This is a genomic window from Rhodococcus sp. KB6, from assembly GCF_001445685.1.
GTDB lineage: Bacteria > Actinomycetota > Actinomycetes > Mycobacteriales > Mycobacteriaceae > Rhodococcus_F > Rhodococcus_F qingshengii.
In genome coordinates this window covers 64,784-84,274 of record NZ_LNAK01000043.1, presented here as the reverse complement: position 1 = coordinate 84,274, position 19,491 = coordinate 64,784, and the positions used below count along the sequence as shown (strand labels likewise).

21 protein-coding genes are annotated in these 19,491 nt (G+C 63.3%); 13 read left to right on the top strand and 8 right to left on the bottom strand.

From position 1 onward, the window contains the following. Positions 1-137 precede the first annotated feature (137 nt). From ASU23_RS07425 to ASU23_RS07415, 3 genes are all read left to right on the top strand, one after another. Entirely contained in the window at positions 138-1,013 is an 876-nt protein-coding gene (locus ASU23_RS07425; RefSeq protein WP_058037641.1) for a TIGR03619 family F420-dependent LLM class oxidoreductase, read from the top strand. Positions 1,014-1,045: 32 nt separating this feature from the next. After that, positions 1,046-1,537: a nuclear transport factor 2 family protein gene (locus ASU23_RS07420; RefSeq protein WP_003939809.1), complete on the top strand. Its 492-nt coding sequence runs from the start codon at positions 1,046-1,048 to the stop codon at positions 1,535-1,537. 129 nt (positions 1,538-1,666) lie between these two features. Beyond that, positions 1,667-2,914 carry an Nramp family divalent metal transporter gene (locus tag ASU23_RS07415; RefSeq protein ID WP_007729446.1) on the top strand — a complete coding sequence of 416 codons (1,248 nt, stop codon included), beginning with the start codon at positions 1,667-1,669 and terminating at the stop codon, positions 2,912-2,914. 56 nt (positions 2,915-2,970) lie between these two features. On the opposite strand, the gene ASU23_RS07410 is transcribed toward ASU23_RS07415, so the two are convergent. Next, positions 2,971-4,566, bottom strand: coding sequence for an acyl-CoA synthetase (locus tag ASU23_RS07410; RefSeq protein ID WP_058037640.1), 1,596 nt, complete (start codon positions 4,564-4,566; stop codon positions 2,971-2,973). 369 nt (positions 4,567-4,935) lie between these two features. Here ASU23_RS07410 and ASU23_RS07405 point away from each other — a divergent pair, with 369 nt between their 5' ends. Then, the gene (locus ASU23_RS07405; protein ID WP_007729451.1) at positions 4,936-5,874 is read left to right on the top strand and encodes a 3-oxoacyl-ACP reductase; all 939 of its coding nucleotides are present in this window, start codon (positions 4,936-4,938) and stop codon (positions 5,872-5,874) included. A 26-nt stretch (positions 5,875-5,900) separates the two neighbouring features. Beyond that, positions 5,901-6,644: an SDR family NAD(P)-dependent oxidoreductase gene (locus ASU23_RS07400; protein WP_054831239.1), complete on the top strand. Its 744-nt coding sequence runs from the start codon at positions 5,901-5,903 to the stop codon at positions 6,642-6,644. A 21-nt stretch (positions 6,645-6,665) separates the two neighbouring features. On the opposite strand, the gene ASU23_RS07395 is transcribed toward ASU23_RS07400, so the two are convergent. Continuing rightward, the gene (locus ASU23_RS07395) at positions 6,666-7,571 is read right to left on the bottom strand and encodes an amidohydrolase family protein (protein WP_172403435.1); all 906 of its coding nucleotides are present in this window, start codon (positions 7,569-7,571) and stop codon (positions 6,666-6,668) included. A 125-nt stretch (positions 7,572-7,696) separates the two neighbouring features. Between ASU23_RS07395 and ASU23_RS07390 the strand changes: the two genes are divergently transcribed. The 3 genes from ASU23_RS07390 to ASU23_RS07380 all read left to right on the top strand — a co-directional run bounded on the left by ASU23_RS07390 (position 7,697) and on the right by ASU23_RS07380 (position 10,441). After that, positions 7,697-8,224 carry a nuclear transport factor 2 family protein gene (locus ASU23_RS07390; protein WP_003939692.1) on the top strand — a complete coding sequence of 176 codons (528 nt, stop codon included), beginning with the start codon at positions 7,697-7,699 and terminating at the stop codon, positions 8,222-8,224. A gap of 4 nt (positions 8,225-8,228) precedes the next feature. After that, positions 8,229-9,362, top strand: coding sequence for a 12-oxophytodienoate reductase (locus ASU23_RS07385; protein WP_058037639.1), 1,134 nt, complete (start codon positions 8,229-8,231; stop codon positions 9,360-9,362). A gap of 80 nt (positions 9,363-9,442) precedes the next feature. After that, positions 9,443-10,441, top strand: coding sequence for an acryloyl-CoA reductase (locus ASU23_RS07380; RefSeq protein ID WP_054826039.1), 999 nt, complete (start codon positions 9,443-9,445; stop codon positions 10,439-10,441). Between the two features lie 5 nt (positions 10,442-10,446). On the opposite strand, the gene ASU23_RS07375 is transcribed toward ASU23_RS07380, so the two are convergent. Beyond that, the gene (locus tag ASU23_RS07375) at positions 10,447-10,998 is read right to left on the bottom strand and encodes a ribonuclease H (RefSeq protein ID WP_007729467.1); all 552 of its coding nucleotides are present in this window, start codon (positions 10,996-10,998) and stop codon (positions 10,447-10,449) included. 45 nt (positions 10,999-11,043) lie between these two features. Between ASU23_RS07375 and ASU23_RS07370 the strand changes: the two genes are divergently transcribed. The 3 genes from ASU23_RS07370 to ASU23_RS07360 all read left to right on the top strand — a co-directional run bounded on the left by ASU23_RS07370 (position 11,044) and on the right by ASU23_RS07360 (position 13,274). Continuing rightward, on the top strand, positions 11,044-11,997 hold the full coding sequence (locus tag ASU23_RS07370; protein ID WP_054826840.1) for a DNA-3-methyladenine glycosylase: 954 nt from the start codon (positions 11,044-11,046) through the stop codon (positions 11,995-11,997). A gap of 17 nt (positions 11,998-12,014) precedes the next feature. Continuing rightward, a complete protein-coding gene (locus ASU23_RS07365) occupies positions 12,015-12,665 on the top strand; it encodes a pyridoxamine 5'-phosphate oxidase family protein (RefSeq protein ID WP_003940212.1) in 651 nt (216 codons plus the stop codon). A gap of 111 nt (positions 12,666-12,776) precedes the next feature. Further along, positions 12,777-13,274 carry a hypothetical protein gene (locus tag ASU23_RS07360; protein WP_003940625.1) on the top strand — a complete coding sequence of 166 codons (498 nt, stop codon included), beginning with the start codon at positions 12,777-12,779 and terminating at the stop codon, positions 13,272-13,274. Positions 13,275-13,281: 7 nt separating this feature from the next. Here ASU23_RS07360 and ASU23_RS07355 read toward each other — a convergent pair whose 3' ends face one another. The 5 genes from ASU23_RS07355 to ASU23_RS07335 form a co-directional block, all read right to left on the bottom strand. Further along, complete coding sequence (locus ASU23_RS07355) at positions 13,282-13,671, bottom strand: metalloregulator ArsR/SmtB family transcription factor (RefSeq protein WP_003940184.1); 390 nt, start codon at positions 13,669-13,671, stop codon at positions 13,282-13,284. A 60-nt stretch (positions 13,672-13,731) separates the two neighbouring features. Then, positions 13,732-14,928, bottom strand: coding sequence for an acetyl-CoA C-acetyltransferase (locus tag ASU23_RS07350; RefSeq protein ID WP_042923990.1), 1,197 nt, complete (start codon positions 14,926-14,928; stop codon positions 13,732-13,734). Positions 14,929-14,968: 40 nt separating this feature from the next. After that, positions 14,969-15,421 (bottom strand): MaoC family dehydratase, encoded by a 453-nt coding sequence (locus ASU23_RS07345; RefSeq protein ID WP_003940415.1) that lies wholly within the window; start codon positions 15,419-15,421, stop codon positions 14,969-14,971. Between the two features lie 67 nt (positions 15,422-15,488). Beyond that, complete coding sequence (locus ASU23_RS07340) at positions 15,489-16,235, bottom strand: GntR family transcriptional regulator (protein ID WP_003940169.1); 747 nt, start codon at positions 16,233-16,235, stop codon at positions 15,489-15,491. Between the two features lie 31 nt (positions 16,236-16,266). Continuing rightward, positions 16,267-17,418: an acyl-CoA dehydrogenase family protein gene (locus ASU23_RS07335; RefSeq protein WP_003940468.1), complete on the bottom strand. Its 1,152-nt coding sequence runs from the start codon at positions 17,416-17,418 to the stop codon at positions 16,267-16,269. 200 nt (positions 17,419-17,618) lie between these two features. Between ASU23_RS07335 and ASU23_RS07330 the strand changes: the two genes are divergently transcribed. Continuing rightward, positions 17,619-18,494 (top strand): CoA ester lyase, encoded by an 876-nt coding sequence (locus ASU23_RS07330; protein WP_030537187.1) that lies wholly within the window; start codon positions 17,619-17,621, stop codon positions 18,492-18,494. Next, on the top strand, positions 18,491-19,489 hold the full coding sequence (locus ASU23_RS07325; protein WP_030537188.1) for a MaoC family dehydratase: 999 nt from the start codon (positions 18,491-18,493) through the stop codon (positions 19,487-19,489). The genes ASU23_RS07330 and ASU23_RS07325 overlap by 4 nt, the downstream gene beginning before the upstream one ends. Positions 19,490-19,491: the final 2 nt, after the last annotated feature.

The window sequence follows — 19,491 nt, the reverse complement described above, 5'->3', positions numbered from 1 at the left end:
GACGCCTCCCGAAAACTGGAATTGATTCTACCGACTATAACCCAGGTCACAGTTTCTGGAAAGTGAATCGATCTTTTCGATCCCGATCAGCGGTAATTCACCTGCCACCGGGCGAGTGGGGACGCTATAAACGCCCGATGCACCTGGGAATCGTCACACCGGTCCTGATTCAGCACCCGAGCACGCGCTCGGAGTGGGAGGCAAGTGCTGACATCGGCGAGATCGCCACAGTGGCCGCCACGGCGGATCGACTCGGTTTCCATCATCTGACCTGCAGTGAACACGTGGCGGTCCCCGAGGAGATTGCCGCCGAGCGCGGCGGAACCTACTGGGATCCGCTCGCCACCCTTGGTTTTCTCGCCGCGCGTACATCAAGAATCCTGCTGGCGACCCAGGTGCTGGTGTTGGGCTACCACCACCCCCTCGAGATCGCCAAGCGTTACGGAACGCTTGATCGCGTCAGCAATGGACGCCTGATACTCGGCCTCGGGGTGGGGACTCTGAAACAAGAATTCGATCTCATAAATGGTCCATTTGCCGACCGAGGAGCGCGCGCTGACGATGCCTTGGCCGCACTTCGGGCATCACTGTCGACGCCGACTCCGGAGTATCACGGCGAGTTCTACGACTACTCCGGATTTGTCGTCGAACCCCACGCCGTCCAGAAACGGGTGCCGCTGTGGATCGGCGGCCGGACCAAGAGATCGCTGCGCCGGGCCACCACACACGGCGACGGGTGGGTGCCGTTCGGGCTGCGATTCTCCGAACTGAAGGAAATGCTCGACGCCACGACGCTCCCCGACGGATTCGACGTGGTGCTTCCCGCCGGTGCGCCGCTCGATCCCCTCGGCAATCGCGAATCCACCCTTCGCGCCTTGACTCGCGTCCGTGACGCCGGGGCGACCATCGCCAGTTGCTCGGTCGGCGCTCGAAGCGTCGAGCACTACTGCGAACAACTCGAAGAACTTCACCGAATCGCCCTCACCGAGGGCTTCGCTTTCACCACTTCCTGATTCCCCGACAATCCAATGCAAAGGACGTACCGATGACCGACTCGACCGCCCTGATCGAATCCCTGCTCGCCCGAGTGGAATTGCTCGAGGACAAGCTCGCGATCACCGAACTGCTGACCACATACAGCCCTGCCGTCGACAGCGGATCAGCCGACGAGGTCGCGAACCTGTGGCTCGAGGACGGCGTCTACGACGTCGATACCGGTGCGATGCACGGCCGCGGCGAACTGCGCGCGATGGTTCACAGCGCCTCACACCAGAACTGGATCATGAACGGCGCGGCTCACATGATGACACCCGCCCACATCCGCATCGACGGCAACAAGGCCGTCGCGACCTGCCATTCGCAGTTGGTCATCAAAGACCCCGAGAACCCGACGGGATTCAAGGTCCTCCGCATCACCGCGAACCGCTGGGAACTGATCAAGACGGACGGCGAGTGGAAGGTCGAACTGCGTACCAACGCCCTCCTCGACGGCCGACCCGAGGCTCGCGCTCTCCTGGCTGCCGGCGTGACGGCCTAACCGGCCTGTGCGCGGTTAGGGACCCTCTGCGGTCGCTAACCGCGCACAGCTGTTGAAAGTTCGGCTCCCCGAACTCTATAGTTCACTTATTCGAACCAACAGGTCCGAGTACGTGTGACCAGGAGACCGATGAGCACCAGTACGCAAGAGCCGACGACTCCGCGCCGACGACCCACGGGGAGATCCATCGCCCTGCTCGGTCCGGCGTTCGTCGCGGCAATCGCGTACGTCGATCCGGGCAACGTCGCCGCCAACCTCACCGCCGGCGCCAAGTACGGCTACCTCCTCATCTGGGTACTCGTACTCGCCAACGCGATGGCCGTCCTCGTGCAGTATCTGTCCGCGAAACTCGGTCTCGTCTCCGGCAGATCCCTGCCCGAAATGCTGGGTCAGCGCCTGCGTAAGAACAACCGCCGCGCCTTCTGGCTCCAGGCCGAGATGATGGCGATCGCGACCGACGTCGCCGAAGTCATCGGCGGCGCCATCGCACTCAACCTGCTCTTCAACATCCCGCTCTTCCTCGGCGGACTGATCACCGGATGCGTGTCGATGGTGATCCTGACGATCCAAAGTCGGCGCGGACAGCGCACTTTCGAGTTCGTGGTCATGGGATTGCTGGCCATCATCACCATCGGCTTCCTGACCGGGCTCGCCTTCACCGACGTCTCCGGCAGCGAGGCCGTCGCCGGACTGGTCCCCCGCTTCGAAGGAACCGAGACCGTACTGCTCGCCGCCAGCATGCTCGGAGCAACGGTCATGCCGCACGCGATCTACCTTCACTCCGCATTGGCACGTGATCGCCACGGCCACATCAAACCCGGCCCACGGTTGCAGCGACTACTCAAAGTCACCCGTTGGGATGTCGTCGTCGCGTTGATCATCGCCGGTGGCGTGAACATCGGCATGCTGCTGCTGGCCGCTTCGGCGCTGCGCGGAGTACCCGGCACCGACACCATCGACGGTGCGCATGCCGCGATCGAGAATTCGCTCGGCCCGGGCGTAGCCGTGGTGTTCGCGATCGGCCTCCTCGCCTCCGGACTCGCGTCGACCTCCGTGGGATGCGCGGCCGGCGCCGAGATCATGCATGGTCTTCTGGCCATTCGGATTCCGGTGATCACACGCCGGATCGTCACGCTCGTCCCGGCGCTGATCGTGCTCGGACTCGGCGTCGACCCGACGCTGGCGCTCGTACTCAGCCAAGTGGTCTTGAGCCTGTGCATCCCCTTCGCGATCATCCCACTGGTGCGAATGACCTCGGACCCCGAACTCATGGGCGACGCTCGCAATGCCCCGCTCACGACCGTCGCGGCGTGGATTGCGGCGGGCTTGATCGTTGCACTCAACGTCGCTCTGCTGGTTCTGACGGTGACAGGCTAGAGCACCGGAGCCACCCAACGCGTCCCTCACAAACGCGCTGGACGGCTCCGGCCGGACTAGGAGACTTGCTCGGCGAGAGTGGCCTTGGCCCAGCGATAGTCGGCCTTTCCGCTGGGAGAACGCCTGATCGACGGAACGTTCATGACGGTGCGCGGCACTTTGTACCGAGCGACCTGCGACGCGCAATGCTCACCGATCTCGGCAGCGTCCGGGACGTCGAAGCCTTCGCGGGTCGTGATGACCGCAGCGACGCGCTCACCGAACTTCGCATCCGGAATTCCCGCGACCAAAGCGTCGAGCACCGCCGGGTGACTCTTGAGCGCCTGCTCGACCTCTTCCGGATACACCTTCTCCCCGCCGGTGTTGATGCACTGAGAACCACGCCCCAGCAGGACGATCGAGCCGTCGGCTTCCACGCGCCCGACGTCGCCGAGCACCGACATCCGCACCCCGTCGATCACCGGGAACGTAGCCGCGGTCTTGACCGGATCATTGAAGTAGCCGACCGGCACGTGACCGCTGCGAGCGATGTAGCCGGTCTCGGGCGATCCCGGCTCCAGCGGCCGCATCCTTTCGTCCACGACGCGGGTCTCGTCGCGAGCGGCGATGCGCATCAGGCCGTCTTCGCCGATCTCCAGATTGCCGTCGACGCCCGACTCCGAGGAGCCGAATCCGTCGCGGATCACCAGGTTCGGAAGCATCGACTTGAGCTGCTCCCGCAGTGAGAGCGAGAACAAGGCTCCACCCGACGAGACCATTCCGACCGTGCTGAGGTCGTAATCTGCTGCGTTTGCTGCCAATTCGTCTGCGAGCGGACGTGCCATCGCGTCTCCGACGACGGTGATGGAGATTGCCTTCTCACTTCCGGCGAGCTGCAGCGTCGTCTTCGCGTCGAACCGCGCCATGAGAATTGCGTTGGCGCCCATGAAGAATCCGGTGAACAGCGAGTACGACGCCGCACCGTGCATCAGGGGTGCGGTACTGAGCATGTTCATCGCGGGGACGTTCGGCACCGCGGCGAACAGAGCCTCAGCGGTCGTGTGCGGCGGACCGAACGGATTTCCGCCGGTGAGCGCCGCGAAGTAGAAGTCTTCATGACGCCACATGACACCCTTGGGCATCCCCGTCGTGCCGCCGGTGTAGATGACGAAGAGGTCGTCGTTGCTGCGGGGCGCGAAGTCACGAGTAGCGGGCTGCTCCGCGGCAGCGTCGGCGTATCCAACGACGTCGACACCTTCGATATCGCGGACCACGGACTTGCCGACGACAACGACGTGTTTGATGCCGGGCGCGGCCGGGAGAACCGTCTCCACGACGGAAACGAACTCCTCGTCCACGATCAGTGCCACCGACTGCGAATCGTTGTACAGATAGGTCAGTTCGGCGTCGACGTAGCGATAGTTGACGTTGATCGGGACCGCACGAATCTTGAGGCAGCCGAGCAAACTCTCGACGAACTCGATGCTGTTGCGCATGTGCAGAGCAACGTGATCGCCGGGCCCGACACCGACGCTCGCCAGGTGGCGGGCGATGCGATTCGAGCCCTCGTCCAGCTCGACGTAGGTGCGACGACGACCATCGCACACGAGCGCCGTGCGGTCCGGAATCAGATCCGAGATGCCCTCGTACAGATCTGCCAAATTCAGTGACACTGCTGGTGCCTTCCTTGATGTCCGGCCCGGTGAATTCGGGGCCGACCGTACTGCGTTTTCGGTGGGAACTATCCGACCCTGGAGCCGACGAATGCGGCCGAGAACTGAGCGGATCGGTGGTGACGCAAACGCGTACGCGGTGGGATCGCCGCGTCGCCCCAAGGTGGCATGCAGCGCTCGTGACCCAGATCACCGCTCCCGCTGAGTGAGACTCCTCCTCAGTCGGCCAATCTTCTGTTCAAAACTAGAACTAATTCTGATTTCGCTCGAATGATTTTTTCGGAACGACTACCGAACTCTCGACTTCAAATTAGAATGAATACTAATTTTGCAAGACGTACCCGACCGCCCGGATCGAAGGAGCACGACATGACGCAATCACTGAGCTTGGAAGGCAAAGTTGCCGCCGTCACCGGCGCCGGCGCCGGCCTGGGTCGCGCCGAAGCACTCGGACTCGCGGCTGCCGGTGCAGCCGTCATCGTCAACGACATGGGTGCAGCGGCCAACGACGTGGTCGACGAGATCAAGGCCGCAGGTGGACAGGCACTCGCCATCACCGGCGACGTCTCCGACTGGTCGCTCGGCGGGCGCATCATCGAAGAGGCTGTCAAGAACTTCGGATCCTTCGACATCCTCGTCAACAATGCAGGCATCCTGCGCGACAAGATGATCTTCAACCTGACCGAATCCGATTGGGACGACGTCATCCGCGTGCACCTCAAGGGCCACGCCGCCACCTCGCACGCAGCCGCAGTCCACTGGCGCGCAGCCAGCAAGGCAGCCGACGCACCGGTCTACGGCCGCATCATCAACACCTCTTCCGAGGCCTTCCTCTTCGGCAGCGCCGGACAGCCCAACTACTCGGCAGCCAAGGCCGGCATCACCGCTCTGACGCTCTCGAGCGCAGCAGGTCTCTCCCGCTACGGCGTCCGCACCAACGCGATCTGCCCCCGTGCCCGCACCGCCATGACGGCAGAAGCCTTCGGCGAGAACAACACCGGCGTCGTCGGCCTCGATCCGCTTGCACCCGAGCGCGTCGCGACCCTGGTCAGCTACCTCGCATCCCCCGATTCCGACGAGATCAACGGACAGGTCTTCGTCGTCTACGGCAAGATGGTGGCGTTGATGGAAGCACCCAAGGTCGAGAACCGTTTCGACGCAGCCGGATCCGCGTTCACCGTCGAAGAACTCGGTGGCCAGCTCTCGTCTTACTTCTCCGGCCGTGGGCCGTACGAGACCTACGCCGCCTACAGCATCGCCGGCCTCGAAAAGATTGCACTTGCAGTCGACGAGACCGCAACAGTTTGAGCAGCACTTACAAAGAGGAGCGTTTCATGAGGTTGAACGGCAAGGTAGCGATCGTCACCGGCGGCGCCGGTGGAATCGGTCGCGCTGTCACCCGAGTCTTCGCCCGTGAAGGCGCGAAGGTCCTGTTCGTCGACATCAACGACGAGCAGGGCCAGGCCCTCGAACAAGAACTGGCCGGCTCCGGCAAGTTCCTGAACGTCGACCTTGCTGCCGCCGGTTCGGCCGAGCAGATCCGTGACGCCGCGCTCGAGGCTTTCGGCAAGCTCGACATCCTGGTGAACAACGCTCACGCGTCCCGTCAGGCTCCGTTGCTCGAAACCACGCAGGACATGTTCGACCTGTCCTTCAACACCGGTTTCTACCCCGTTGTCCACCTCATGCAGGCGTGCCACGACGAACTCGCGAAGACCAAGGGTTCGGTCGTCAACTTCGCGTCGGGTTCAGGTTTGGACGGAATGCCGACCCAGACGTCCTACGCTGCGGCCAAGGAAGCTGTGCGAGGCCTGACGCGCGTCGTCGCCAACGAGTGGGCGCCGGAAGGCATTCGGGTCAACGTGGTCTGCCCGTTCGCCGCCACCGAAGGCGTCGTCAAGTGGCAGGAAGCCTTCCCTGAGCGCGCAGCCGCATCGGTTGCCAAGGTGCCTCTCGGACGCATCGGTGATCCCGAAACCGACATCGCTCCCGTCGTGGTGTTCCTGGCGAGCGACGATTCCAAGTACATGACCGGACAGACGTTGATGGCCGACGGCGGCAGCATCAAATTGCGATGAGCGAAATACTTCTCGGTGGGCTCAGCTCACCGAGAAGAGTTTCGCAGCGTTGTCGTGCACGACGGCTCGCAGCCATTCGTCTCCGAGATCGAAGCGCGTAACCGCTTGCAAGGCTGTGAGATACGGGTACGGAATGTTCGGGAAGTCGCTACCGAACAGAATCCGGTCCTGCATGTCGACGAGCCGTGATACGTCCGCCTTCGGGAAGGCACACTGCTCTTCCGTGAAGTCGGTGAACGCCATGGTCGTATCCAGGCGGACATTACCGTAAGCCTCTGCCAGATCGAGGAATTCGCTGTACTCGGGCATCCCCATGTGGGCGACGATCAACGACAGGCGCGGGTACCGTGCGAGCAGCGAAGCAATGCGATCGGGTCCCGTGTACTCCCCCGGCGCCGGTCCCGATCCACAATGGATCACGATGGGCGTCTCGGAGTCCTCGAGCTGACCCCAGACCTTGTCGAGCAGAGGGTCGTTCGGGTCGTAGTTTCCGACCTGGATGTGGGACTTGAAGATTCGCGCGCCCGAATCCAGGGCCTTTCCGACGTACGACGCCGCCGACTCCTCGGGATAGAACGTGGCCGTGTGCAGGCAATCGGGCGTTTGCGCGGCAAATTCGACGGCCCACTGATTGAGCCACTCGGCCATCGCGTGCTTGTGCGGGTAGATCATCGACGTGAAAGCCCGGACACCGAACTCGCGGAGACGGTGTACCCGCTCCTCCTCGGCAAGTCGGTAGGCGATGGGCCAAGGACGACCGATCATCGGTCCCGCCGAATCGAAGTAGCCCCACACCTTGTCCATGACGCTCTTCGGCATGAAATGGGTGTGGACGTCGATCACGCCAGGAACACCCAACTCGCGCCAAAAAGCCCGAACCTCGGCGATCTCCTCCGGTCCGGTCGATGGGACCTCTTCGGTACACACGTCTGACACCCCTTTCGTTCGCTCGACCATACCGAGTGCCGTCGCGCTCACCGGGACAGGTCGTTGACGGCCCGCCCGGAGCACCCGAATGTGAACCCATCTTGCCGATCACCGTTGGAGGTTGAATGTCTCAGGCCGAGTCCGAAGTGGGGTCGATCAGTGCCGTCGAGGAACTGCTCGCAATCGAGGAAATCAAGCGTGTGTTCGCCGCGCGCCTACGCTGCATGGACACCAAGCAGTGGCACGTCTACCCAACCCTGCACACCGCAGACGTCGTCAGCGAGACGTGGGGCGGACTCCCGACAGACAAGCAACCCAAGACCGGCGACACCTCGAACCAGGTAGTGGGCATCGACAAACTCACCGCGGCAATTCGGAACATGCTCGACGGCGACATCCCCCTCACCACGGCGCACCACGCACACACTCCCGAAATCGTGCTGACCTCGCCCACCACCGCAACCGGCATCTGGGCGATGGAGGACATGCTGTGGTGGAACGACGGCGAGAAAGAACTGCACCTACACGGCTACGGCCACTACCACGAGAAATACCGCAAAGAAGACGGCAAGTGGCTGATCAGCTACCGAACCCTCACCCGGCTCCGTGTCGACCAGGACCCCGGATTCTTCCGATTCATGAAAGCGCTGTGACGAAGTGACCAACCCGCTGTTCCAACCGCTCCGCATCCGTTCGCTCGAACTGTCCAACCGCATAGTCATGTCGCCGATGACGCGCACGTACTCCATCGAAGGTGTGCCCGGCCGCGACGTTGCCGACTACTACCGCCGACGAGCTGAGGGCGGCACTGGACTGATCGTCACCGAAGGCGTCGCGATCGATCACGAGACTGCTGTCGACCACGCCAACGTCCCCAACCTCCACACTCCCGCTGCTCAGGCCGGATGGCGGAAGGTAGTCGACGACGTGCACGCTGCGGGCGGCAAGATCGTGCCTCAACTCTGGCACGTCGGACCTCTGTGGGGCGCGATGACGCAGATGGACCCCTCACTCAAGCCGATGCGCCCCTCAGGCGAATGGGGCCCGCTCGGCGTCACCTCGTACTCCGCTGCCTACGTCGAACGCGCACAGGCGAGCACCGAAGCGATGACCGAGCAGGACATCCAGGACGTCATCGACGCGTACGTCCGCAGCGCGAAGCACGCCGTCGAACTCGGCTTCGACGGCATCGCGATCCACGGCGGTCACGGCTACCTCCTCGATTCCTTCTTCTGGGAGGGCACCAACCAGCGCGACGACGCGTGGGGAGGCGACCTGGAGCGTCGTACCAGGTTCCCGGCCGCCGTCGTCGCCGCGATCCGCGCAGCCATCGGACCGGATCTGCCGATCATCTACCGTTTCTCACAGCACAAGCAGCAGGATTTCACCGCGAAGATCGCGGAAACCCCCGAAGAGTTGGGCGTCATCCTGAGCGCGCTGGTCGACGCCGGAGTCGACGTTCTCGACGCCAGCATCAGGCGTTTCGACGTGCCGGCCTTCGAAGGCAGCGATCTCTCGTTGGCGGGTTGGGCGAAGAAGCTGACCGGCGCCGTCACGATGGCCGTCGGCAGCGTCGGTATCGGAAAGTCGCTGCGGGACAGCCGCATCGAAGGCGTCGCACCTGTAGTCGACAACATCCCACAGCTCGAGGAGCGCATCGGCAGCGGAGAGTTCGATCTGATCGCGATCGGCCGTCTCCATCTCGCCGATCCTGCATTGGCAACTACCCTGCGCGCCGGTGGCCCGCTACCGGCGTTCGATCGAGCGGTGCATGAGGGCAGCTTGATCTAGGGGCTCCGCCCCTGTGCGCCTTTCCGGTAGTTCGCACTACCAAAAAGGCGCACAGGGCCGAAGGCCTTTATGTTCGACCCATGACTACTTTCAACGCCTGGGTCGCCCGCGACAGCGACGGCACCATCGACTTCGCCCCCGAAACCGTCGACGAATCCTTCCTCCCGGCAGGTGAGGTCACCATTCGCGTCGAGTATTCGAGCGTCAACTACAAGGACGCGCTCGCGGTCACGCCGAAAGGCGGGGTAGTTCGCGAGTACCCGATCGTCCCCGGCATCGACGTCGCCGGCGAGGTCATTGCCTCCGAGTCCGACGCATTCGCCCCGGGAGACAAGGTCGTCGCACATGGCTACGAGATCGGGACCGCCCGCAACGGCGGCTACGCCGAGATCGCCCGTTTGCCTGCCGAGTGGGTCGTGAAGCTCGACGGCATTTCCACCGCCGACGCTGCCGCGATCGGCACGGCAGGATTCACCGCAGCCATGAGCGTCCAAGCCATTCTGGCCAGCGGAGTGAAGCCCGCCGACGGTCCCGTCCTGGTGACGGGCGCGAGCGGCGGAGTCGGCACCGTCAGCGTCGACCTTCTGGCAAGCGCGGGCTTCGACGTGATCGCCTCCAGCGGCAAGCCCGGCGCGGCAGACCTTCTGACGTCACTCGGTGCGTCTTCGGTGATCGGCCGGCTTCCCGAGGATCCCGACGCCAAGCCTCGCCCGCTCGGAAAATCTCAGTGGGCGGCGGCCGTCGACTGCGTCGGTGGAAAGACCCTCGCTCACGTTCTGAGCACGATCAACTACGGCGGTGTTGTGGCCGCCAGCGGATTGACCGGTGGCGCCGCGCTGCCTACGACCGTGCTGCCGTTCATTCTCCGCGGAGTCTCACTGCTGGGCATGGACTCGGTATTGATGCCGATCGAGCCCCGTCGCGCGCTGTGGACCCGGCTGGGCTCAGACTTGGCGCCACGCCATCTGAAGGAGATCACGAACCTCGTTGCCGTCCGCGACGTCGTCTCGGTGATCGATCAGGTCCGCGAAGGCAAGTACACCGGCCGGGCGCTGGTTCAGGTTGCCGACGGGTTCTGAACCGCTCAGAAAAGTGTGAACAAATCTGCCGGTTCTTCGGCCGTCGTGGACTTCTCCTTGTAGGGGGAGTTCACGGCGGTCGGTTCCTTCTTCACCGGGGCAGCAAGCGGCACCGATGCGATGTCCCCCGAGACGATGGCGCGTGCGGCTTCGCCGGCCAGCTTGTCTGCCATTTCGTTGTAGTGGTTGCCGACGTGCCCGCGCACCCAGCGAAAGCGCACCGGACCGACTCGATCGGTGATGGCTCGATCGATACTCTGCACCAGTTCGAGGTTCTTGACCGCCCCGCCGCTCGCGGTCTTCCAGCCCTTGCGCTTCCAACTGGGCAACCATTCGGAAGCGCACTTGATGGCGTACTGCGAGTCGGATTCGATGAGCAGAGGATCAGCACCGGGATGGGCGACGACGGCCTCGAACAGAGCACGCAACTCGGCAATCTGATTGGTACCGGACGCTTCTCCGCCGGACATGCTCGGACCCTCGTGATTGACCCACGCCCAGCCGATAGCCCCACCGGGGTTTCGCAGACAGGATCCGTCGGTGCTCACGATGATCATGGCTCGGACAATACGTTGCGCCACCGACACACGCCTTAACGGAGGATGGACGGTGGCGATACGCTGACCTCGATGACGCCGCTATCTCCGGTCGACGAAGTCACGGTGACTTCTCAGCGACCGCTCGATGCCGCGCTGACGCTCAGCCCGCATCAGCGCGGACCCGGCGACCCCACACATCGACGGTCAGCCGACGGAGCGATCTGGCGAGTTTCCCGCCAACTTTCGGGTCCTGTGACCTACCGCATCACCCAGTCGGATCGCCATACGGTCCGGGTACAGGCCTGGGGTCCCGGCGCCACGGAATTCCTGACCGGCGCCGAAGCGCTGCTCGGTCTCGACGACGAAGCCGAAGATTTTGCCCCCGAACATCCCAAGCTCGCCGAAGCTCATCGACGCTTCCCTCATCTGCGCATCGGCCGCACCGGCCGCGTCATGGAAGCTCTCGTTCCCGCGATCCTCGAGCAACGAGTCCACGGCATCGACGCATTTGCCGCGTGGCGCCGCCTGCTGACCAAATTCGGGGAGCGCCCACCCGGCCCCGCGCCCGACGGAATGCGAGTTCCACTCACCGCGGACCAATGGCGTCGAATGCCGTCATGGGAATTCCATCGCGCGAACGTCGATCCAGCGAGGTCCAAGACGATCGTTCAGTGCGCTCGCGTCGCCGACCGCCTCGAGCAGGCATCCACGTTCCCCAGAACCGAGGCGACCAAACGGTTGCGAGCGGTACCCGGCGTCGGGATCTGGACTGCCGCCGAAGTGGCTCAGCGTGCATTCGGCGATTCAGATGCACTCTCGGTCGGCGACTACCACCTCGCTGCCGTCGTCGGGTGGTCACTGCTGGGTGAACCGATCGACGACGCCGAGATGGTGCAGTACCTCGCTCCCCTTCAACCGCATCGATACCGCGCCGTGAGGCTCCTGCAGGTCAGCGGGCAAGCCGTCAAACCCAAGTTCGGTCCGCGAACTGCCGTTGCCGACCACCGTTGGCACTGAGCATCAGGAGTTGGAAAATGTCGACCCGATACGCACACATCGCCTTCTCCCCCGCTGCGGTGGAGCGTCAGCGGTCGACCGGAAGTTTCACCGTGTACGGTTCGAAACTCGATCAGCCCGACGAAGGCCCGATGGAATTCGATTTCCGCGCGCAGGGATTCGTGAAATCCGTGGATTCCTTCTTCATGTCCACGGTGACGCCCGACGGTTGGCCGTACGTCCAACATCGCGGCGGCCCGCGCGGATTCCTGCATGTGTTGGGCCCGAATCGAATCGGATTCGCCGATCTCCCCGGCAATCAGCAATTCGTGACGCTCGGCAATCTGGAAGAGAACAATCGCATCTCGCTGTTCGTCATCGATTACCCGACGCGAACGAGATTGAAGATCTACGGGCGTGCGCAGGTGATCGAAGCGGACGAGGACCCTGCACTACTGCAACAGCTCTTGCAAGTCCCCGGCGGCACCATGACGGCAAAAGCCCAGCGTTCCATCGTCATCGACGTCGAAGCGTTCGACTGGAACTGCAGTCGAAACATCACGCCACGCTTCGACAAGGAGCGCATGGACGAATCCCTCGCTCTGGCACGCCAACCCCTGCAAGCCGAGGTAGATCGGCTTACTGCCGAGGTCGAAGAATTGCGTGCGCGGTTGTCGAAAAACGAATGAGACTAGGCGGTTTCAGGGCACTCGGAGTCGGGTAGCCACCAAACACGGCCCGTCGCGCGGAGACGACGGGTCCCGTTGTGCCCGAGGAGGTCCGCACGATCGATCCAGACGGTGGAGTTCTGGTTAACGAACTGCACCGCCACCATTCACGACTGGTTCCACACAGACAGATTGGCCGTCCCCATGAAACTGTCCCGAACTCTCACCATGTCCGTTCTCGTCGTCGCCGCAGTCGGCGCCGGAGCCGGCACCGCGGTCGCAGCGCCCCCGAATGCGGGCTTCGATCCGTCCCAACCCCTACTGACACCGACCGCAGAGTCGAACAGCCAGGCGGCGTTGATGCTCTTCCCCGGTAACGATCCGAAGCAGGCCGCGTTCGACACGATGGCCAACGAGGTCAATATCGGCTGGAACAACGGTGGTCTGCAGTCGACCCTGATCGGAGCCAACCTCGGCGTCGGAATCGGCTGCCTGTCGATCTTCCCGAACTTCATCGCCGGCTGCATCGTCGGTGGAGTCATCGGCACGGTTGCCGGAGTCGGCGCAGGAATCACCAACGGAAACCCGAACGCTGCGCCGGCCGTCGAGAAGTTCTTCGCGACTCCTTGAGTAGCGCTCAGCTGTGCGTGTGCCCGGGGGTGGGTGTCTCGTCGTGAAAATGTGTGGCGCCGATCGAATGCAGCAGCTGGTGAACGGTGTCGTCCGCCAGTTGGTATCGCATCGATCGGCCGTCGCGGGTCGCGCTCACCCACCCCTGGCTACGCAGTAGCCGCAGCGCATGTGAGACGGCTGTGCCGCTCATCCCCAGCGCCACGGACAAATCCGTGACGCAGATACCCGGTGCGTGATGAAGGCAGAGCAACAGACGCAGACGGTTGGTGTCGGAGAGAAGCTCGAAGCGACCGGACCAACTGGTGACGTCCAAACCCTCGAGTGCGGCCCTGGCGCGACGAACATCCTCGACGCTCAGCGCGCCACTGGTGTCTGCTGCGCCTGCATTCGTCAACCGACTGCCTCCGTAGAACTTCCGATCCCCCGCCGCAAGTGTACCCAGAAGCGAACCTCGTCAGGCAGACTCCACCACGGCCGCCATACCCTGGCCACCGCCGATACACATGGTCAACAGCGCTTTTCCGCCGCCGCGTCGGCCGAGTTCGTGAAGCGCGGTTGTTGCCATACGCGCACCCGTCGCTCCCACGGGGTGCCCGAGCGAGATGCCGGAACCGTTGACGTTCAGGCGATCGAGGTCCTCGAATCCCCATTCCTTCACGACGCCGAGAACCTGGCACGCAAACGCCTCGTTCAGCTCGACCAGATCGAAATCGGCAAAGCCTGCCCCGGTGCGAGCAAACAGTTTCGAGACGGCGGCAACCGGCCCGAGGCCCATCAGCGCCGGTTCACAACCGGCCGCGGCCCAACTGTCGAGGAACCCGATGGGTTCCAGCCCCAGCTCGTCCAGACGATCCTCGGCGACAACCAACATCGCTGCCGCAGCGTCGTTCTGTTGGCTGGCGTTACCGGCGGTCACGACGCCTCCCTCGGTTACCGCACGCAGCCGTGCCAAGGTTTCGAGTGAGGTATCCGGACGAATCCCCTCGTCAGCACGAAACTGTGTGACGTTCCCTTTTCGATCCGTCAGTTCGACGGCGACGATTTCGGCATCGAAGCGGCCGGATTCTCTTGCCAGTGTTGCCTTTCGGTGGCTGTCGACGGCGAAGGTGTCCGACTCTTCCCGCGTGATCCCGCAGCGTGTCGCGACGTTCTCGGCCGTTTCGATCATTCCGCTGATCCGACCGAATCGCCACTCGGGTTGCGAGCGCTCGCGGCCACGATCGAGGCGGTCGAACAGTTGCAGCCCACCGGATCTGGTGCCCCACCGCGCTCCGGTGGTGTAGTGCTCGATCCCGCTCATCGATTCGACGCCGCCCGCGAGAACCACGTCGGCCGCACCCGTCTGGACCATCATGGCCGCGGAAACGATGGCCTGCAGACCCGTTCCACATCGGCGATCCGTCTGGAAGCCGGCTACCGAAATCGGCAACCCGGCCTCGAGCGCCGCCCACCTTCCGATGCACGGTGCCTCCGAATTGGCATACGACTGCCCCATCGCGACGTCGTCGATGCGGGACGGATCGATTCCGCTACGACGCACGGTCTCCTTGACGACGGTGGCAGCCAGACTTTCCGCAGGCACGTCACGAAGTGCCCCTCCGAAACGGCCCACCGCGGTTCTGACCGGCGCGACCAATGCTGCTCGTTTCACAACTGACCTCGAATCTCGTTCTGGAAGAATGGAAAAGGATTCAGGAGACCAACAGGCGCACGGTATCCGCTACCAGCGCAGGTTTACCCGCTCCTTCGATTTCGATCGTGTACCGCACGACTATCGTCGCGCCCTTCGCGGTGCGCTCGAAGGAAAGAATCTCCGCACCTGCCCGCACCGAAGAACCGACCTTGACCGGTTCGGGGAATCGCACCTTGTTGCTTCCGTAGTTCACGGTCATGGAGATTCCGTCGACACGCATCACCTGAGCGCCGAGCACCGGCAACAACGAGAGAGTCAGATAGCCGTGGGCGATGGTGCCGCCGTACGGACCCTGCGCTGCGCGCTCGGGATCCACGTGAATCCACTGGTGATCCTCGGTGGCGTCGGCGAACTTGTCGATCCGATCCTGTGTGACCGGGAACCACGCGCTGTAGCCCAAGTGCTCACCGACAGCCGTCTCTACTTCGTCGATTCCGTTGAAAATTCGCATAGTTCTCTCCTGAAAGGTGTTGAACAGCAAAGAAAAGTGCAGCGCTAATGTGCGCCGCGGCGCAGCGTCAATGTGCGCCGCGGCGCAGCGTGACCCGATACGTGTACTGCTCCGGCAAGAAATAGCTCACCGACAACTCGTTGGCAACGCCCTGCGCGTTGGAGTACAAACGGTCCACCCGCAACATGGCGTGGCCGATTTCGCAATCGACGTCCCTGGCAACGTCCGCCGTGGCCGGGGACACCGTGATCGATTGTGCTGCTTCGACAATCGGACTGTCGATCAGCGGTTCCAGCAAGCCGATCACCGTATTGGCGCTCACCGCACCGGCCGCCATGGCGGGCAGGTCGATGATCTGCCGCGCGATCGCCTCCGGCAGATGCGCCGTCGTCTGCACGAACGGAACTCCCTCGTGTATCCGCCGGAAGACCACGGTGTACACGACGTCGGTGTCGAGCCGAAGCCGACTGGCCGCCTCGATGTCCACGCGCCGTTGCAGCGGTGACACAACTTCCATCGTCGTGTCCCGCGAAAGGTTCATGAGATCTTCGATGGATCCGAGATGACGGAGATAGCGGCCGCTGTTCTCGGTCACGAACGTTCCGCGCCCGGGTACTCGGTACACGATGCCCTCGGCAACCAGATCGTGAAAGGCTCGGCGGACCGTCTGCCGACTCACGCCGTGATGCTGCGCCAGTTCGGATTCGGTGGGCAGTTGAATGCCGTCGCGGTAGGTACCGGCAGAGATCTGCTGACGAAGCTCACGAGAGAGGCGTTGGTACGCCGGCTCCGTCTCTCTTTCCTTACCGCTCATAGCGACATGATCCTACTTGCTCACCGGTCCGTCACAGACCGCCGCGGGCAACCAGCTGCGAAACGATCACGTTGCGCTGAATTTCGTTGGTTCCCTCCCCGACGATCATCAGTGGTGCATCACGGAAATACCGCTCGACGTCGTACTCCGTCGAATAGCCGTAACCGCCGTGGATGCGGACGGCGGACAAAGCGATTTCCATCGCCACCTCGGAGGCGTACAGCTTGGCCATGCCTGCCTCCATGTCGCACCGCTCCCCACTGTCGTACATCTGCGCCGCGTGCCACGTCAGCTGCCGTGCGGCCGTCAGCTTCGTTGCCATGTCGGCGAGGTAATTGCCGATCGACTGGTGCTTCCAGATCGGCTGGCCGAAGCTCTCGCGCTGCTGCGCGTAGGCAAGTGAATCCTCGAGTGCGGCCGTGGCGACGCCCAGTGCGCGGCAAGCCACCTGGATACGGCCGGTCTCGAGCCCCTTCATCATCTGACCGAAACCCTTTCCGGGAGTACCGCCCAGAATGGCCGACTCGGAGATGCGGTAATTGTCGAAGGACAGTTCACAACTCTCGACGCCCTTGTATCCGAGCTTCGGGAGGTCGCGGGAGACGGTCAGCCCTTCGCCGTGCTCGACGAGAACGATCGAGATGCCCGCATGACGAGGGCTTGCGCTTGGATCGGTCTTGCACAGCAAGGCGATCACGCCGGATCGGCGGGCATTGGTGATCCATGTCTTGGCGCCGTTGACGACCAGATCTGTGCCGTCGCTCTTGGCGTTGGTTGTCATGGCCTGCAGATCGGAACCTCCGCCGGGCTCGGTGAGGGCCATCGTTGCCCGGATCTCGCCGGTTGCCATTCGCGGCAGGTACTTCACCTTCTGCTCTTCGGTACCGAACAGCGAGATGAGTTTCGCGACCACCGTGTGACCGCCCATCGCCCCCGCCAGGGACATCCATCCGCGTGACAGTTCCTGCGTCACCTGCGCATAACAGGGCATGGACACCGGCGATCCGCCGTACTCCTCGGGAATCGCGAGCCCGTAGATCCCGATCTGCTTCATCTGATCGATCCACTTCTCGGGATACTCGTTCGCGTGCTCCACCTCCTGGACCGTGGGCTTGACCTCTCGGTCGACGAACCGGCGCACGGTTTCGATCAGGAATGTCTCTTCGTCGTTGAGCTTGAGCATGAATCCGCCTCGACTTGAAATAAGTTTGTACGGCCATATTTCGATATTGTTCGTGCAATGTCAATACCGCGCCTTGACATCGATACGCAGCAACTGCCAGCATCGAGGCAGTTCGGTGCACATCAACGCCGTTCACGGCAGCTCATCCACTTCACAACTGGCCGTACATTTGATTTCCAGATCGAGGTAATCGACACACTATGGACGAGAACCACTACCGCGCCACCAGACGTCGCGCGTCCCTGGTCGCGCCGGGTTCAGACGAGCGCAAGGCACGCAAAGCACTCTTCTCGAACGCAGACGAGGTGATTCTCGACCTCGAAGATGCCGTCACTTCGGCGAACAAGGACCTGGCGCGAACCCTCGTGAGCACCTTGGTGCACGAGTTCGGTAGGGCGCGCACCATCTCGGTCCGAATCAACGGCCTGACCACACCATGGGCCCGCGACGACCTGATCGCCTGCGGCGCCCTCGGAGAATCGCTGACGAGCGTGATCGTCCCGAAGGTCGAGTCCGCCGACGAACTACTCGAGGCCGAGCACATCCTCTTCACTGCCGGTGGGCACCACACCACCCTGCAAGCCCTGATCGAAACTCCGCTCGGCGTCCAGAATGCCGACTCCATCGCCCGCGCGACTCCTCGTCTCCAAGCCGCGATCATCGGATACGCCGATCTCGGTGCAGCGCTCGGCCGTTCACGCTCGGCACTGCCTGAACACTGGCTTGCCGTCCAGGACAGAATCCTGATCGCCTGCCGCGCAGCCGGCGTCGCAGCCATCGACGGGCCCTTTCTCGGCATCACCGACGACGACGCTTTCCGCCGCGCCGCGCACTGGACCAGCGCTCTCGGGTTCGACGGCAAATGGGTCATCCACCCGGCGCAGATCGACTCGGCCACTACCGCATTCACTCCTTCGGACGACGCCGTCAATGACGCCCGACGGGTACTGACCGCACTCGAAGAAGCCGAAACCCTGGGTTCGGGTGCCGCCCAACTCGACGGCCAGATGCTCGACGAAGCTGTGGCCGTGGCAGCGCGTCGTACGCTTGCCCGAGCCGAAGGAGTCACCGTATGAGCGAGCACTACGTGGGAGGCCCGTACTTCGACGAGCTCACCCATGGTCAGATCTTCGACGAAGCCCCCGCGGTGACGTTGACCAGTGGACTCGCCGCCTCCCATCAGGCGATCCTCGGTGACCGCATGCGCTTGCCTCTCGACGCACACTTGTCGTCGAGCGTCACGGGTTCCGGTGCACCAGTGGCAAATCCAGGACTGGTCACCGACATCGCCATCGGCCAGTCAACCGTGGTCACACACCACGTCAAGGCGAACCTCTTCTACCGTGGACTGCGATTCCACCGTTTCCCGGTACTCGGCGACACCCTGTACACGCGCACCGAGGTTGTCGGTCTACGCGAGAACTCGGCCAAGCCGGGACGCGGCGCCACCGGACTTGCCGCGCTACGGATGACGTCTGCTGATCAGAACGGCAACACGGTCCTCGACTTCTACCGCTGCGCCATGCTCCCCCTGAGCCCCGACCCGATCGAGGCGAGAACTCGCCACGCCGACGACCTCGGGGCGATCGGTCCGTCCGAACCGGCTCCGTACGTATCACCTGACGGTTGGGACCTCGACACGTATCGAGAGCGGGTACCCGGCAGGCACTTCGATTCCGATTTGGTGGGCTCCGTCTTCCACAGCAGCGGCGACGTCGTCTCCAGCGCACCCGAACTTGCCCGGCTGAGCTTGAACATCGCAGCGACGCACCACGACGACCGCGTCGGCGCCCACGGTCGCCTCGTCTACGGCGGCCACACCATCGGGATCGCACTCGCCCAGGCGACTCGCGCTCTGCCCAACGTGGTGACGGTTCTCGGGTGGCACTCGTGCGATCACACCGGACCCGTTCACGAGGGCGATACCCTCACGAGCGAACTGCACGTCGAAAACTCGTCGCCCCTCGAACACGGAACCGCAGTGCAACTGCGTTCGCTCGTGTTCTCCCACAATGCTTCTGCAACACAAACTCCGGTTCTCGACTGGCGTTTCACCGTGTTGATGGCATGAAC